Consider the following 14418-nt stretch of genomic DNA (forward strand, 5'->3'; position numbering starts at 1 on the left):
ACATGGTTCAGCAATCCCGCGATGCGGCGGACAGCGCGGCAAGGCCTTCCGCCGCCCTCAGCGTAGCCCTGGTCTATGACTCGGGTCCCGCCGTGAACCGTTGGTTCACAGGTCTCGTCGCCGAGCTTCGCCGCTCTGGCAAGAGCCTGGCCGGCCTGATCCAGGAGGACGTGCCCCAGCCGGGTCGCACACGCTGCGACATGGTTCTGCACGAGCTCGCCACCGGGCGGTCGATCTCGATCTCGGAGGATCTCGGCGCGGGCGCGACCTCCTGCCGTCTCTCCACGCCACGCCTGCTCGAAGCCGCGCAATTGGTCGAAGCCCGGCTCGCCGATGCCGAGATCGTCTTTCTCAATAAGTTCGGCAAGGCCGAGGCGGAAGGCGGCGGCCTGCGCGATCTGATCGCCCATTGCATCGAGTCCGGCAAGAGCCTTGTGATCGGCGTTCCCCGCAGCAACCTCGAGGCCTGGACCGATTTCTGCGGCGAATACTTCAGGACGGTCGCGGCAACGCCGGAGCCGCACCAGGATGCGATCGCGGCGCTTGCGGCCCTGCTTGGCCAGCCCAGGGTCGGCACCGAGCATCTGCACCTGATCTGAAGCCGCGCTCCGGCGCGCGATCCCTGTTCTTCCACGCCGTGGAATTGACGGCGTGGTGGACAGGATCGCCTCGCTCAATACAATGCCCGCAACAACAAGACAGTAGCGGGAGAGCGACGCCATGAAGTTCGGCATCTTCTACGAGCTGCAATTGCCGCGGCCCTGGGTGGCCGGTGACGAGCTCGCCCTCTATCAGAACGCGCTGACGCAGATGGAACTCGCCGACGGGCTCGGCTACGACCATGCCTGGGTGGTCGAGCATCACTTCCTCGAGGAATATTCGCACTCGCCCTCGCCGGAATCCTTTCTCGCCGCGGCGAGCCAGCGCACCAGGAACATCCGGCTCGGCCACGGCATCCTCCAGCTCACCACCAACCATCCGGCGCGCATCGCCGAGCGCGTTGCCGTGCTCGATCTGCTCTCGAACGGCCGCTGCGAGTTCGGCATGGGCGAGAGCGCGTCCATCACCGAGCTGACGCCGTTCGGCCGCGACATGGAAACCAAGAAGGAGGTGTTCGAGGAGGCGGTCGCGGCGATCTTCCCGATGTTCAAGGACGCCGGCAGCGAGCACCACGGCAAGTATTTCGACATCCCCTTGCGCAACGTCGTGCCCAAGCCGGTGCAGAAGCCGCACCCGCCGCTGTGGATGGCCTGCTCGCAGCTGCCGACCATCGAGCGCGCCGGCCGCCACGGCTTCGGTGCGCTCGGCTTCCAGTTCGTCAGCGCCGACGCCGCGCACGCCTGGGTGCACGCCTATTACAACGCCATGACCAAGCGGCTGCACAAGCTCGCCGACTACGAGATCAACCCGAACATGGCGCTGGTCTCGTTCTTCATGTGTGCCAAGACCGACGAGGAAGCGCGGGCGCGCGCCGACGGCGCCACCTTCTTCCAGTTCGCGCTGCGCTTCTACGGCGCCTCGCAGAACCGCCAGCGGCCCGCGCCCTACACCGTCAACATGTGGGACGAGTACAACAAGTGGAAGCGCGACAATCCCGAGGCGCAGGAGGCGGCGCTGCGCGGCGGCCTGATCGGCTCGCCGGAGACGATCCGCAGGAAACTGAGGCGCTTCCAGTCCTCGCACATCGACCAGGTCATTCTGCTCAACCAGGCCGGCAAGAACAGCCATGAGCACATCTGCGAATCGCTCGAGTTGTTCGGCCGCGAGGTGATGCCGGAGTTTCAGAACGATCCGGCGCAGGCCGAATGGAAACGGGGCGTGATGAGCGGCGAGATCGAGCTGGAAGAGATCGACACGCAAGCCTTCACCGACCGCTACGGCAAGCTCGCCATCAACGTGGCCCCGGTGAAGGCGGTGGGGTAGGGAGCTCCGCATCTGGCATGGGCCCCGGCTCGGCAGCGCATCACCAGGGTGCTGCGCTGCGTCCGGGGCACGAGACGGCCGATCAACACACCCGCTCTCATGTCCCGGACGCGCCGCAGCGTGAAACGCTGCTGCGCGGAGCGGGACCCATATGTGGACGGCCCCCGTGGCACAAGAGCTTTGTAAGGTTTGATCGGATCGCTTGCATCCATATGTCCGGCCTGTTGATGCGGCGTGTTGAACCGCGGGCCAAGATGGTTTTCGCGACGCGAGTTCCAATCAGAAGGGCGGTCTTGTTCGACCACTGGGTCCCACGGATTTGCTCGCATCTCGGAACGATCGATCGCACCATCTCCTCTGCTCTTGCAGCTCCGGTTCGGCCGGTGGGCGAGCCCGCCGGTCGGCCGAATCTCAACTACGCGGCGGCGGCCACTTCGGCATCGCTTTTGGCATCGAACCGCGCGCGGTCATAATCCTCTCCCGTCGCCATCAGCTTCCAGGCGATGCGTGCAGTCTTGTTGGCCAGCGCCACGGCTGCCTGCTTCGGCGTCTTGCGCTGGAGTAGGTCGAGCAGCCAGCGCGATCCACGACGGCGCTTCCCGGTCGCTTGCTTGACGACCGCGGTCGCCCCGACCACAAGAAGTTGACGTAATCTCTCGTCGCCGGCTCGGGTTATCTTGCCGAGCCTGGTCTTTCCTGCGGTGGAATGGTCTTTGGGCGTCAGGCCGAGCCAGGCTGCGAACAATCGTCCCGAACGGAAGGCGTGCGGATCAGGCGCCTTCATCACCAGCGCGGCCGCCGTCACCGGGCCGACCCCCGGGATCTGCGCCAATCGCCGGCTCGTGGCATCGGCCCGGTGCCAGGCCCGCAGCTTGGCCTCGATCGCCTTCAGCTCGGTCTGCACCTGGTCGTATTGCCGAGCAAGCATCACAAAAAGCTCGCGGGCCAGCACGGGCACACGTTCGTCCCGCTCGATCGCGGCCAGAAACGCAGCGAGCTTGTCCAGCCCCTTGGCCTCGGTCAGACCGAACTCCGCCGCATGACCGCGGATCGTGTTGGAGAGTTGCGTGCGACGCCCGACCAATTGCTCGCGGACGCCAAGCAGCATCAGTGCGGCCTGCTGCTCCGCCGTCTTTACAGGCACATACCGCATCCGCGGCCGGCTCGACGCCTCGCAAAGTCCCTCCGCATCGCGTCCGTCGTTCTTGTTGCGCGGCACGTAGGGCTTCACCAGTTGCGGCGCAATCAGCTTGACCGTGTGTCCCAGCCTGCCGAGCTCCCGTGCCAAGTGGTGAGCAGCCCCGCAAGCCTCAATCGCAATCACCGTCGGCGGCAGCTTAGTGAAAAACTCCAGCATCGCCTTGCGGGTCAGCCGCTTGCGCAGCACCACCTGCTCGGATGCATCAACCCCATGCAGTTGAAAAATATGCTTCGACGTATCCATCCCAATACGGATAATCTGGTTCACGGACGGCTCCTGTGAATGGGTGTCTGACAACCTCATTCTGGCACAACTGATGCCGTAGGGGGCCGTCCACCCCATCAGAAGCGCCGCCGGCTTTCGGCGCATCATCGTTGCTGCTATCCTTCCGCAAAACAGCGTCTGACGGAGGAAGCGATGCGGCCCAACGGGAGGCCCGTGAATCCAGCGACTGGCGATGTCACGCCTGCGGTGCTCGCCATCGGTCGCCCGGATTTCCCGGACATTCTGATCGACACGCTACGCCGCCACGCCGGTGTCGGCCATTGCATGGTGTTCGCGCTGAATCGGGCCGGCGCCGCGACTTGCCTGCTCGATGCCGGCAACATCCCGATCGGCGGCGATCTCGGCGCGGCCTATGCCGGCCAGTTCCACGAATCCGACCCCAATCGCGATGCGCTGTTCGAAGGCGAGGGCGGCGGGCCGATCATGTTGCCCGCATTCGCGCCGCGCATGTACGGTACGCGCTACCGCAAGATCTTCTTCCACGATTCCGGCATCGTCGACAAATGCGCCACTGCGATCTGGGCCGGCGACACCTGCTTCTACGTCAATTTCTATCGCATCGCCGCCCAGGGCCGCTTCAACGCTGCGCAGCGCGAACGGCTTCAGGCGATCGCACCGGCGATCAGCGCGAGCATCGCCCGCCATTTTCAGGAGAAGGCGACGCCCGAGCGGTCTCTCGCCGAACTGTTTGCGACCCGCGCGCCGCTCGCCGGTCTCACGCCGCGCGAGCAGGAGGTCTGCCGGCGCATCCTCGCGGGTTTCAGCTCGGAAGCGATCTCGCAGGCGCTCGGCATCAGCCTGCATTCGACGCTGACTTATCGCAAGCGCGCCTATCAGCGGCTCGGCATCTCCTCGCAGAGCGAGCTGTTTGCGATCGTGCTGCGGCTGCTCACGCGCAGCCTGAACTGAGGCTGCCGTCGAGAACGGGCCGGCCCTCGCGATCATGTCGTGCAGGCCCTCGCCGCGGCGAAGATGTGGCTTGGACTCGGGTCGCCGCTTCGGCGTCATCGGCAGCCAGAACGGCCCACTCCGGTTGTCTGATGCGGGCGCCCTTCGTGAACGGCTGCGTCCAATTTCGTAGGCGAGCGCTTGCCCCATCAGACAACGTTAGGTACAACCGATCGTGCAATCCGTTGTCAGGTTGTTCCGATCCAGATGCGACGATAGTTGCATATGAGTTCGCGCCGGACTGCCGACGTAATCTATGGTAGTGCTCCGTGGCGGCGGCGTGCGGAGATGAGCGCACGATGGACTATGTCGATGCCGCATTGACGCGGGCGACGGCGCCGCAACCACTCGCCGCCAACTTCCCTGACGCCGTCACTTCGGACGCAACTCTGGCCTCGGCGCTGGAGATCCTGTCCGCGAATCCAGCGCTCTCGATCGACGAACAGTTCCGGAGCGCGATGGATGCCATGGCAGAGCCGGCATCGACGAACAAGCCGGACGCAACGCGTGATAGAGCAGACGCCGCTGTTCCGTCGTACCCTGGCGTCAACGCGGACACTTGGGTTGGGCGCTTGGCGAGCGGTGAGGGTGCAACGGACCAGCCGCCCACGCTCCTCGCGCTGATGCGACAGGAGATGTCGGCGTTCGGCGCCAACGCCGGTGCGGCCGATTGCGCTTGGCGCAAGGACACGGCAGCGCATCCGGTGGATTTTCGCTGCTGCAATACCTGCAAACGCAAGTTGAATGGCCAATGCCGCCAAAGAGGTCCTGGCTAGAATAGAAAGGGCGCTACGTTTCTGCATCTGCTTTTCCCGGAGATGCCGAGAGGATAGCAGGGCGCGGCAGTCCGACCATCTCCCCAAGATTGGGGAGGCGACGGCCTCGATAAGTCGAGCAGATCGAAAAGCGCTATGGAGAAACCGCGAGATCCTCAATGCGTCGTGCGAGGGTGGCGCAATGCCTCCACGGCGTGGAGCAAAGACGCGAGCTGGGTGCGATTGCGAACCCCCAGCTTTGCAAAGGCGTTGTCCAGATGGGTCCTGACCGTGCCAAAACTCACATTGAGACGTTGGGCGATTTGTTTGTCGGCCAGGCCTTTCGCGGCCAGCTCGGCCACGGCCGCCTCGCGCGGCGACAATTTGGCCGGCTCTCTCGCCCGTGTTGCGGGCGTCCCGGAGAGGGCGGTGCGTTTCAAGGCCTGGGTGAACCCGGGTTCGATCAACCTGAGAAGTTCGACCTCCGCATTACCGAAGTCGGGCCGCCGCTTTCGCCGCCAGATTCTGACATCGCCGATGCTGTCAGCACCGTCGAACGCAAACAGATTGATGCCGTAATAGTGCCCGAAGGGGCGAAGGAATTCATTGTAGATTTCCGTCCGCATCAGCTCGCGGTGTGAAATGAGCGCGCTGACGGGATGGACGCCCCGGAGCAGCCAGTGCGGCAGCCGCTCCTCGTGGCGGTGCTGAAAATAGCGCTCGTACGTCTGAACACACGCTGCGTCCAGATTGACGGAGACGCCCAACTCGAAGGCCTGCTTTTGCGCGTTCCATGCGTATGATGCGTAGAAATCGGCGTCGAGCAGGTCCAGCAGCAACGGTCCAATGACCGTTCTCAGTTCGCGGCCAGTTTCTGCGTGGCCGAAAGCAGCCCTATGACTCCGGACAAAGTGCGCTGCTTCCTCGTGCCGATCTGCATTTGAGGTCCTCCCCCGCCAAGAATAGGCTCGCACCGACTCGGCTGTCCAGCACCCCCGGATGTCCTCGGCCCGCCTCAGGGGGCGGTCAAACCGGGAGGATCCGGGGGATCTGGGGTGGCGGCTTTGCCGACTATTCCGCTCGGCTTGCCGTCGAGGGTGTCGTCATTTGCGCTAAGGACGAAGAACAGCATCTGGGGCCGAATTGCTTCCCGGTGCCAGCCTCATGCGCGGGGCGAGGGCATACAGGCGGACGCCATCGGCGGCGACCGCGAGTGCGCCTCGTGCACCCGCGAGCCGTCAGCCTTGCTCGTCCATGACGCGCAGCTTCTCCACCCGGCGGCGAAAATCCTCGTCGGTGGAGAATTCGGCGGAGAGGTATGAGGAGACGAGATCGACGGCGAGCCAGGCGCCGACGATCTGCGCGCCGATGCACATGACGTTGACGTCGTCATGCTCGACGCTCTGATGGGCGGAATGGACGTCGTGGCAGACCGCGGCGCGGATGCCCTTCATCTTGTTGGCGGCGATCGAGGCGCCGACGCCGGTGCCGCACACCATGATGCCGCGCGTGGCTTCGCCCGACGTCACCTTCGCCGCCACGGCCCGCGCGATATCGGGAAAATCCACCGGCTTGTCGTCATAGGAGCCGACGTCGATGACCTCGTGGCCGAGCTTGCGGATGTGGTCGATGACCGTCTGCTTGAGCGGCCAGCCGGCGTGGTCGGATCCGATGACGAGACGCATGTAATGTCCTTCTTGATCTTGCATTGATCGTGACAGCCGCGTGCGGCTGTCACGATGTCTTTCCTGTGGTTCAGCTACGCATGTCCGCCGGAAGATCGACCCCGTGGAATTTCTTGTAGATCGCGTTGAGCTTGCCGTTCTTGACGTTCTCGGTGATCCAGGCGTTGAGCTTGTCCATCAGGGGCTGCTCGCCCTTCTTTAGGCCGATGGCGAGATCGAAGGTCGCCAGCGGAATCCTGGATTCGAACACGCGCGAAGGATTCTTCACGCCGATCTGGTTGATGATCGTCGCGGACGAGCCGACGCAGTCGACTTGGCCCGAGACCGCTGCCGTCACCATGGTGGCGTCGTCGTCATAGCGCGCGATCTTCAGGTCCTTATCCTTCATGTTGGACAGGGTGGTGTCCTGCGTGGTGCCGCGTGAGACGCCGATCGATTTGTCCTTCAGGTCGGGCCAGTCCTTCACGGTCGAGGATTTCAGGCAGCCGACATCGGACTGCAGCGTCGCATAGCGCTTGGTGAAGTCGATCACCTTGGCGCGGTCAGGCGTCACCGACAGGGTCGAGATGATGATGTCGGCCTTGCCGGTCAGGACGTTGGGAATGCGGGTTGCACCGGTGGTCTGGATGAATTCGAGCTCGAGCCCCCAGTCCTTGGCGAGCAGCTGGGCCACCTCGACGTCGGAGCCTGTCGGTTTCATGGTGGAATCCATCATGCCCGAGGGCGGAATGGCGAGGTCCGTCGAGATGCGGATCTTCTTCGCCTTCATGATGTCGTCGAGCAGGTCGGCCGATGCCGGCGTTGCCGCCATCATGATGAGGCCGCACAACGCCGCGGCAGTTCCCAGCACTATCTTGTTGGTCATCCCTGGTTCTCCTCTCCTGTTATGATTTTAGGTTTCCCGTCCCCACGAATTGAGTGAGCTCGGGCGTGGTCGGCGACGTCAGGATCGAGGCAGGTCCGGTCTCATGGACCTTGCCGCGATGCATGAACACGATCCGGTCGGCGATGCCCTTGGCGAAACCCATCTCGTGGGTGACCATCACCATGGTCATGCCGTCCGCCGCGAGCTGCTCGATCACCTTCAGCACCTCGCCGGTGAGCTCGGGATCGAGCGCGGAGGTGATCTCGTCGAACAGCATCACCTTGGGCTGCATCGCGAGCGAGCGGGCGATCGCGGCGCGCTGCTGTTGGCCGCCCGAGAGCTGCTCGGGATAGGCGTGCAACTTCTCCTCGAGCCCGACTTGCGCCAGCACCTTTCGTGCGAGGTCCCTGGCCTGGGCTGTCGCCATGCCCTTCACCGCGCAAGGCGCGAGCGTGATGTTCTGCTCGATCGTGAGATGGGGAAACAGGTTGTAGCTCTGGAACACGATGCCGACGTCCTGACGCAATGCGCGTAAGTTCACGTCCGGGCGGTCGACGCGATGCCCGCAAACGACGATCTCGCCGCCGTCGACCTTCTCGAAGCGGTCGATGCAGCGCAGCGCCGTGCTCTTGCCGGAGCCGGAGCGGCCGATCAGCGCCAGCACTTCGCCGCGCGCGACGGCGAAGGAGACGCCGTCGAGCACGCGCAGCGCGCCAAAGCTCTTCTGCACGTCGCGGAGCGACACGATCGGTTCGGAGGAGGGGGTATTCTGCTGCATGTCAGGCCGGTGCGAGGTTGGACCTGCCGCGCCCCATCCGTCGCTCCAGCCTCTGGCTGAGCAGCGACAGCGGATAGCACATGGCGAAATAGGTGACGGCGATGATGGCGTAGATGGCGAACGGCTCGAACAGCGAGTTGTTGACGATCTGACCCGAGCGCATCAGCTCGACGAAGCCGACAACGGAAGCGAGCGAGGTGTTCTTGATGATCTGTACCGTGAAGCCGACGGTCGGCGGCGTCGCGATGCGGATCGCCTGCGGCAGGATCACCTTGATCATGCGCTGGGTCCGGCTCAGCGCCAGACCTTCGGCGGCCTCCCATTGCGGCTTCGGCACGGACTCGATGCAGCCGCGCCAGATCTCGCCGAGATAGGCGGCCACGTAGAGCGTGAGCGAGGCGCCGGCGGCGACGAGCGGCGAGACCTTGAGGCCGATGGCGGCGAGGCCGAAATAGCCGAGGAACAGGATGACGAGCAGCGGCGTGCCCTGGATGAGCTGGACATAGACGGCGCTGGCGAGCCGGACCGATCTGAGCGGCGAGATCCGCGCCAGCGCGATCACGAAGCCGACGATGCCGCCGCCGGCCAGCGCGATCAGCGACAGGCCAATGGTCCACAGCGCGCCCTGGCCGAGGAACATGAGATGATTGATGTTGAGATGTCCGCCCATGGTCATCTCACAGCGGCGTGCCGAGCCGGCGCCGGCGCGGGAACAGCACGAGGCCGAGGCCCCAGAAGCCGGCGCGCATCACCAACGAGAGGATGACGTAGAGCACGGCAACGATGATGTAGGTCTCGAAGGCGCGATAGGTGTCCGACTGGATGTAGTTGGCGACCGCAGTGAGCTCCTCGGCCGAGATCTGCGAGCAGACCGAGGACGCCAGCATCAAGAGCACGAACTGGCTGGTCAGCGCCGGATAGACCTTCTCGATCGCCGGCAGCAGGATGATGTGCCAGTAGATCTGCAGGCGCGAGAGCGCCAGCCCTTCGGCGGCTTCGATCTGGCCGCGCGGGATCGCCTCGAAGCCGGCGCGCATGATTTCGGCGGTGTAGGCGCCGACATTGATCGTCAGCGCGGCCACGGCCACCGCGAAGGCGGAGAATTTCAGCCCGAGGCTGGCGAGGCCGAAATAGACCAGGAAGATCTGCACCAGGAGCGGCGTGTTGCGAATGGTCTCGACATAGGCCTTGCAGGCGCCTGAAATCAGCGCGTTACGCGCGCCGCGACCGACCGCCGCGAGCGTGCCGAGCAGGGCGCCCAGCACCGTCGCGAACGCCGCAAGCTCCAGCGTGAGGACGGCGCCGGCGAGAAAGCTCGGCCAACGCTCCAGCACTGCGGGAAAGTCGAGTTGCAGGCTCATCGCCGTGTCTTCAGCCGGTGGTCTGGTTGGTCATGCGGTCGTAGACGCGGAACAGCGCCTGGTTGCCGTTGCTGCCTTCGCCGTGGGCGCGCGCGTCGACATATTGGCTGGTGACGAGCGCGGTGCCGGGCAGGGGCACATTCAGCGCCTGGGCTTGCTCCTGCACCAAGCGGAGGTCCTTGAGCTGGAGATCGATCCTGAAACCGGCGGAGACATCGCCCGCGATCATCGCAGGGCCGAGCTTGTCGAGCATCCAGGAGGCGGCGGAGCCGCCGAGCAGGACACGACGCAGCAGGTTGAGGTCGAGCCCGGAGGCTCGGCCGAGCGCCAGCGCCTCGCAGATCGCCTGGATGTTGATGCCGCAGATCAGCTGATTGCAGAGCTTGACCGTCTGTCCGGCGCCGGATGCGCCGACATGGGTGATGGTCGTGCCCATCGCGCGGAAGAACGGCTCGGCCTTGGCGAACGCATCCGCATCGCCGCCAGCCATGATCGAGAGCGCGGCGTTCTTGGCGCCGACCGGCCCGCCCGAGACCGGCGCGTCGACGAAGCCGACGCCAATCTTCTGCAGGTCGGCATGGATGCGGCGGACCGCCACCGGCGAGATCGTGCTCATATCGACGACCAGCTTGCCGGGTGGTGGCGACTTGAGCAGGCCCTCCTCGCCGTAAATGGTTGCCTCGACATGGGGCGTGTCGGGCAGCATGGTGATGACAAGATCGGCACCTTCAGCAGCATCCGCAGGGCTGCTGGCACGCCTCGCGCCTTCCTTGACGCTGTCGGCCAGGGCAGCCTCGTCGAGATCGAAGGCGCGCACCGTATGCCCGGCTTTCAGCAGGTTGCGCACCATCTCGCGGCCCATCGTGCCGATGCCGATGAAGCCGACGCTTCCCTTGTCGTCCCGTCCCATGTTGTCGATCCGCTTCTTGGTCAGTCTCTTGTTCGTCAGCGATCAGCGTGAGGCGCTGGTCTTGTCGATGTCGCCGACGACGGCGCGCCTGCGGTATTCGTCGCCGATGGCGAAATGCTTGCGCAACGTCGCATCTGCGCGCTCGGGATCACGCGCGATGACGGCTTCGAAGATGCGGCGGTGGTCGTCGATCAGATAATTCTTCATCGACGGGAAGGCCTGCACTAGTTCGCGACGACTGCGATGCGAATGCGTCAAAAGGCCTGCCAATGAACCGTGCAGGACTGTCAGCGTCTCCGAATGCGAGGCGACCACGATGGTGCGATGGAATTCGAAGTCGGCCATGCCTCCGGCGTCGGGTTCGTCGATGGTCTCGCCGATCCTTGCGAGGGCGCGCTGCAGCCGTTCGAAATCGGCGATGTTGGCGCGTTCGCAGGCGAGGCGGATTGCCTGACATTCGATTGCAACGCGCGCCTGCATGACGTCGTCGAGCATGTCTGCCTGCTGGGCGAGGGCGAAGGTGAAGAAGTCGTTCAACACCGACACGTCCGGCCGTGTCACCACGGTGCCGATGCGGTCCCGGATCTCGACGATACCGAGCACGGTGAGGGCGCGTAGCGCCTCGCGTACGATCGGGCGGCTGACGCCGAGCAGGGTTGCCAGCTCGCGCTCGGAAATCAAGCGGTCGCCCGGCTTGAGCGAGCCCGCGAGCAGGCGTTCGCGCAGGAAGGCGAACACCTTTTCGAATCCTTTTTCGCCCTCCGTGGGCCGCTTGAGCTCCATCATCCTGCCCTTGGTCTTGTTGTGGTCAGACCAGTAGGATGACCAGGTGGTTACGTCAAGCCGTATGATCCGCCCTAGCAAAGAGCTGATGGAAATCCCTCGTTGCTGGACCCCTTTTGGCGAACTCAGCTACGTGTGCACCGGGAGATCAATGCGGTACAAACGTGTGCAATTCTGGCTAGTTTGGAGTGCACACGTGTGCACTTGTTCCAGTTCTAGTCTAATGAAATGACAGGTAAGTAATTGGAATATAAAGACTATCGTTTCTCCGTCGCTCCCATGATGGATTGGACCGACCGGCACTGCCGGGTGTTCCACCGCCAGCTGACGCGGCGGGCGCTGCTCTATACCGAGATGCTGACGACCGGCGCCATCATTCATGGCGACCGCGAGCGGCTGCTTGGGTTCGACGCGGTCGAGCATCCGGTCGCGCTTCAGCTTGGCGGGTCGGATCCGCACGAGCTGGCGCAGGCTGCGCGGATCGGCGAGGCGTTCGGCTACGACGAGATCAACCTCAACGTCGGTTGCCCGTCGGACCGCGTGAAAGACGGCCGCTTCGGCGCCTGCCTGATGGCGGAGCCGGAGCTGGTGGCGAGATGCGTCGAGGCGATGAAGCGTGCGGTCGCGATTCCCGTCACGGTGAAATGCCGCATCGGGATCGACGACCAGGATCCCGAAGTGGCGCTCGATGCGCTTGCGCACGCGGTGGTCGGCTCCGGCTGCGATGCGCTGATCGTTCATGCCCGCAAGGCCTGGCTCAACGGCCTGTCGCCGAAGGAGAATCGCGACATCCCGCCGCTCGATTATGACCGCGTCTATCGGCTCAAGCGTGCGATGCCCGACGTGCCCGTCATCATCAACGGCGGCATCCCCGGAATCGAGGAAGCGAAAGCGCATCTCGAGCACGTCGATGGCGCGATGCTCGGCCGCGCCGCCTATCAGGAACCGTGGCGGCTGCTCTCCGTCGACCGGGAGATCTTCGGCGAAGCGGCCCCGCATCAGTCCATGCAGGCCGCGCTCGAGGCGATGATGCCCTATATCGAGCGGCAGCTCGCGCGCGGCACGCGGCTGCATGCGATCACGCGGCATTTCGTCGGCGCATTTCATGCCGTGCCCGGCGCACGGGCCTTCCGCCGCCATCTCGCCGAGCAGGGCACGCGGCCGGGGGCCGGCTTCGATGTGCTGAGCGATGCCATCGCCAAGGTCGCATTCGGACAGGCTGCCTAACGGATGCGCCCGGTCAGGCCGCCTTGTCCCAATCGCTGGGGACAGACGGCGGGGCCTGAACACGCTAAGAGCTGATCCGGACCCGAGGCGCCGCGTGAGCGCAGAGCGTCGGGGATGCAGCAAGGGAGCGAAGCTTGAGCACGGCGCCACGCATCGACATCGATCCTGCCGCCTTCTGGGCCGATCCCTATCCGATGCTGGCAAGGATGCGCAAGGAGGCGCCGATCGCCTTCGTGCCGCAGCTCGGCTCGACGCTGCTCACCAGCCGTGACGACATCTCGATCTCCGAGAAGCAAATCGACGTGTTCTCCTCGCACCAGCCCGCCGGCCTGATGAACCGGCTGATGGGCCACAACATGATGCGCAAGGACGGCGAGGCGCACCAGATCGAGCGCCGCGCGATGTTCCCGACGGTGTCGCCGAAGACGGTGAAGGCGCACTGGACCGCGCAGTTCCAGGCCCATGCCGACCGCATCCTCGCCTCGATCGGGCCGGGGCGGGTCGACTTCATGCGCGATTTCGCGTTGCCGTACTCGGGCGAATGCCTGAAGTCGATCACCGGCCTCACCAATATCGGCTTTGAGGATATGGACGCCTGGTCGCAAGGCATGATCGAGGGCATCGCCAATTATGCCGGCGATCCCGCGGTCGAGGCGCGCTGTCATGCCGCGACGTCGGGCATCGACGCTGCGATCGACGACATCCTGCCGGTGATGCGCAAGCATCCCGACCAGAGCATCCTCGGGGTTCTCCTTGCCTCGGGCATGCCGATGGAAAGCGTGCGCGCCAACGTCAAGCTCGCGATCTCGGGCGGGCAGAACGAACCGCGCAAGGCGATCGCGGGCACGATATGGGCGCTTCTGACCCATCCCGAGCAGCTCGATCTGGTTCTGAAGGGCGAGGTGACCTGGCTGCAGGCGTTCGAGGAATACGCCCGCTGGATCTCGCCGATCGGCATGTCGCCGCGCCGCATCGCAAAGCCCTGGAGCATCCGCGACGTCGCCTTCGAAACCGACGAGCGCGTGTTCCTGATGTTCGGCTCCGCCAACCGCGACGAGAAACATTTCGACCGTGCCGACGAGTTCGACGTGCGCCGCGACGTGACCAAGAGCGTCGCGTTCGGCGCCGGCCCGCATTTCTGCGCCGGCGCCTTCGCCTCCCGCGCCATGATCGCCGACGTCGCGCTGCCGACCGTGTTTGCGCGGGCGAAGAAGCTCGAGCTCGCCGACGACGAGCCCGTGCGCATCGGCGGCTGGGCATTCCGGGGCTTGCAGAACTTGCCGGTGAGGTGGCTGCATTAGGGCGGCAGGCAAGTGGCGGCCGACCAGGACGAAGACGCCGCTGGGCTCGCCGACGTCAGCCTTCCCGCGCACGGCCGGCGCGGCGTTTGATCGCCGCCTGAAGCGGGCGCGCGGGCTGGCCTTTTCCGCCTCATCGCTCTAGAAGCGGCGAGAAGCCATCCCGTTTCGGGCCGGCCATGGAGCGGATCGATGAAGCGCATCGCGACCTTCGCCTTCTACGCCGTCGGCGCGCTCGCGATCGTCTATCTCGCGCTCTACGCCTACGCGATGTTCTCGGGCCAGCCGGTGATCATCCCCGGCGACCCCATCCACATCTTCCGCAAGCCGGATGCACCGAGTTATTCGTGACACCTGCGAGGTCTCGTAGGGTGGGCAAAGGCGCACTTGCGCCTTTGC

At 64.8% G+C, this 14418-nt stretch carries 16 protein-coding genes; 7 read left to right on the plus strand and 9 right to left on the minus strand.

All coding sequences use genetic code 11. The features are described from left to right. Nucleotides 1–2: 2 nt before the first annotated feature. Together WI560_RS05400 and WI560_RS05405 are read left to right on the plus strand one after the other, a co-directional pair. Nucleotides 3–599: a DUF2478 domain-containing protein gene (locus WI560_RS05400; RefSeq protein WP_375307166.1), complete on the plus strand. Its 597-nt coding sequence runs from the start codon at nucleotides 3–5 to the stop codon at nucleotides 597–599. 121 nt (nucleotides 600–720) lie between these two features. Beyond that, nucleotides 721–1923 (plus strand): LLM class flavin-dependent oxidoreductase, encoded by a 1203-nt coding sequence (locus tag WI560_RS05405; RefSeq protein ID WP_028138300.1) that lies wholly within the window; start codon nucleotides 721–723, stop codon nucleotides 1921–1923. Nucleotides 1924–2338: 415 nt separating this feature from the next. Here the strand turns inward: WI560_RS05405 and WI560_RS05410 are convergent, their stop codons facing one another. Beyond that, complete coding sequence (locus WI560_RS05410; RefSeq protein ID WP_375304826.1) at nucleotides 2339–3391, minus strand: IS110 family transposase; 1053 nt, start codon at nucleotides 3389–3391, stop codon at nucleotides 2339–2341. Between the two features lie 150 nt (nucleotides 3392–3541). On the opposite strand from WI560_RS05410, the gene WI560_RS05415 reads away from it, so the two are divergent. Both WI560_RS05415 and WI560_RS05420 read left to right on the plus strand, forming a co-directional pair. Further along, nucleotides 3542–4318: a helix-turn-helix transcriptional regulator gene (locus WI560_RS05415; protein ID WP_375307167.1), complete on the plus strand. Its 777-nt coding sequence runs from the start codon at nucleotides 3542–3544 to the stop codon at nucleotides 4316–4318. A gap of 338 nt (nucleotides 4319–4656) precedes the next feature. After that, the gene (locus WI560_RS05420; RefSeq protein ID WP_375307168.1) at nucleotides 4657–5133 is read left to right on the plus strand and encodes a hypothetical protein; all 477 of its coding nucleotides are present in this window, start codon (nucleotides 4657–4659) and stop codon (nucleotides 5131–5133) included. 155 nt (nucleotides 5134–5288) lie between these two features. Here WI560_RS05420 and WI560_RS05425 read toward each other — a convergent pair whose 3' ends face one another. From WI560_RS05425 to WI560_RS05460, 8 genes are all read right to left on the minus strand, one after another. Next, the gene (locus WI560_RS05425; RefSeq protein WP_375307169.1) at nucleotides 5289–5951 is read right to left on the minus strand and encodes a LuxR C-terminal-related transcriptional regulator; all 663 of its coding nucleotides are present in this window, start codon (nucleotides 5949–5951) and stop codon (nucleotides 5289–5291) included. 399 nt (nucleotides 5952–6350) lie between these two features. Beyond that, on the minus strand, nucleotides 6351–6797 hold the full coding sequence (rpiB, locus tag WI560_RS05430; protein ID WP_257193066.1) for a ribose 5-phosphate isomerase B: 447 nt from the start codon (nucleotides 6795–6797) through the stop codon (nucleotides 6351–6353). Nucleotides 6798–6867: 70 nt separating this feature from the next. Further along, a complete protein-coding gene (locus tag WI560_RS05435) occupies nucleotides 6868–7662 on the minus strand; it encodes a transporter substrate-binding domain-containing protein (protein ID WP_257176832.1) in 795 nt (264 codons plus the stop codon). A 19-nt stretch (nucleotides 7663–7681) separates the two neighbouring features. After that, nucleotides 7682–8440 carry an amino acid ABC transporter ATP-binding protein gene (locus tag WI560_RS05440; protein ID WP_375307170.1) on the minus strand — a complete coding sequence of 253 codons (759 nt, stop codon included), beginning with the start codon at nucleotides 8438–8440 and terminating at the stop codon, nucleotides 7682–7684. 1 nt (nucleotide 8441) lies between these two features. Continuing rightward, complete coding sequence (locus tag WI560_RS05445) at nucleotides 8442–9110, minus strand: amino acid ABC transporter permease (RefSeq protein ID WP_375307171.1); 669 nt, start codon at nucleotides 9108–9110, stop codon at nucleotides 8442–8444. 7 nt (nucleotides 9111–9117) lie between these two features. Next, nucleotides 9118–9801 (minus strand): amino acid ABC transporter permease, encoded by a 684-nt coding sequence (locus WI560_RS05450; protein ID WP_375307172.1) that lies wholly within the window; start codon nucleotides 9799–9801, stop codon nucleotides 9118–9120. Nucleotides 9802–9811: 10 nt separating this feature from the next. Next, nucleotides 9812–10711, minus strand: coding sequence for an NAD(P)-dependent oxidoreductase (locus WI560_RS05455; RefSeq protein WP_375307173.1), 900 nt, complete (start codon nucleotides 10709–10711; stop codon nucleotides 9812–9814). Between the two features lie 42 nt (nucleotides 10712–10753). After that, complete coding sequence (locus WI560_RS05460; RefSeq protein WP_257176837.1) at nucleotides 10754–11494, minus strand: FadR/GntR family transcriptional regulator; 741 nt, start codon at nucleotides 11492–11494, stop codon at nucleotides 10754–10756. Nucleotides 11495–11773: 279 nt separating this feature from the next. Here WI560_RS05460 and dusA point away from each other — a divergent pair, with 279 nt between their 5' ends. The 3 genes from dusA to WI560_RS05475 all read left to right on the plus strand — a co-directional run bounded on the left by dusA (nucleotide 11774) and on the right by WI560_RS05475 (nucleotide 14370). After that, nucleotides 11774–12721, plus strand: a complete 948-nt coding sequence (dusA, locus tag WI560_RS05465) for a tRNA dihydrouridine(20/20a) synthase DusA (protein WP_375308779.1) — start codon at nucleotides 11774–11776, stop codon at nucleotides 12719–12721. Nucleotides 12722–12855: 134 nt separating this feature from the next. Then, the gene (locus WI560_RS05470; protein ID WP_375307174.1) at nucleotides 12856–14022 is read left to right on the plus strand and encodes a cytochrome P450; all 1167 of its coding nucleotides are present in this window, start codon (nucleotides 12856–12858) and stop codon (nucleotides 14020–14022) included. Between the two features lie 189 nt (nucleotides 14023–14211). After that, a complete protein-coding gene (locus WI560_RS05475; protein WP_257176840.1) occupies nucleotides 14212–14370 on the plus strand; it encodes a hypothetical protein in 159 nt (52 codons plus the stop codon). The last annotated feature ends 48 nt before the right edge of the window (nucleotides 14371–14418 follow it).

It is taken from the genome of Bradyrhizobium sp. A11, from assembly GCF_042077125.1.
In the GTDB taxonomy this organism is placed as follows: Bacteria; Pseudomonadota; Alphaproteobacteria; order Rhizobiales; family Xanthobacteraceae; genus Bradyrhizobium; species Bradyrhizobium japonicum_B.

Coding starts and splice junctions, on each gene's coding strand:
- WI560_RS05400 (WP_375307166.1), top strand. CDS start 3: ATGGTTCAGCAATCCCGCGATGCGGCGGACAGCGCGGCAAGGCCTTCC.
- WI560_RS05405 (WP_028138300.1), top strand. CDS start 721: ATGAAGTTCGGCATCTTCTACGAGCTGCAATTGCCGCGGCCCTGGGTG.
- WI560_RS05415 (WP_375307167.1), top strand. CDS start 3,542: ATGCGGCCCAACGGGAGGCCCGTGAATCCAGCGACTGGCGATGTCACG.
- WI560_RS05420 (WP_375307168.1), top strand. CDS start 4,657: ATGGACTATGTCGATGCCGCATTGACGCGGGCGACGGCGCCGCAACCA.
- rpiB (WP_257193066.1), bottom strand. CDS start 6,797: ATGCGTCTCGTCATCGGATCCGACCACGCCGGCTGGCCGCTCAAGCAG.
- WI560_RS05435 (WP_257176832.1), bottom strand. CDS start 7,662: ATGACCAACAAGATAGTGCTGGGAACTGCCGCGGCGTTGTGCGGCCTC.
- WI560_RS05440 (WP_375307170.1), bottom strand. CDS start 8,440: ATGCAGCAGAATACCCCCTCCTCCGAACCGATCGTGTCGCTCCGCGAC.
- WI560_RS05445 (WP_375307171.1), bottom strand. CDS start 9,110: ATGGGCGGACATCTCAACATCAATCATCTCATGTTCCTCGGCCAGGGC.
- WI560_RS05450 (WP_375307172.1), bottom strand. CDS start 9,801: ATGAGCCTGCAACTCGACTTTCCCGCAGTGCTGGAGCGTTGGCCGAGC.
- WI560_RS05455 (WP_375307173.1), bottom strand. CDS start 10,711: ATGGGACGGGACGACAAGGGAAGCGTCGGCTTCATCGGCATCGGCACG.
- WI560_RS05460 (WP_257176837.1), bottom strand. CDS start 11,494: ATGGAGCTCAAGCGGCCCACGGAGGGCGAAAAAGGATTCGAAAAGGTG.
- dusA (WP_375308779.1), top strand. CDS start 11,774: ATGATGGATTGGACCGACCGGCACTGCCGGGTGTTCCACCGCCAGCTG.
- WI560_RS05475 (WP_257176840.1), top strand. CDS start 14,212: ATGAAGCGCATCGCGACCTTCGCCTTCTACGCCGTCGGCGCGCTCGCG.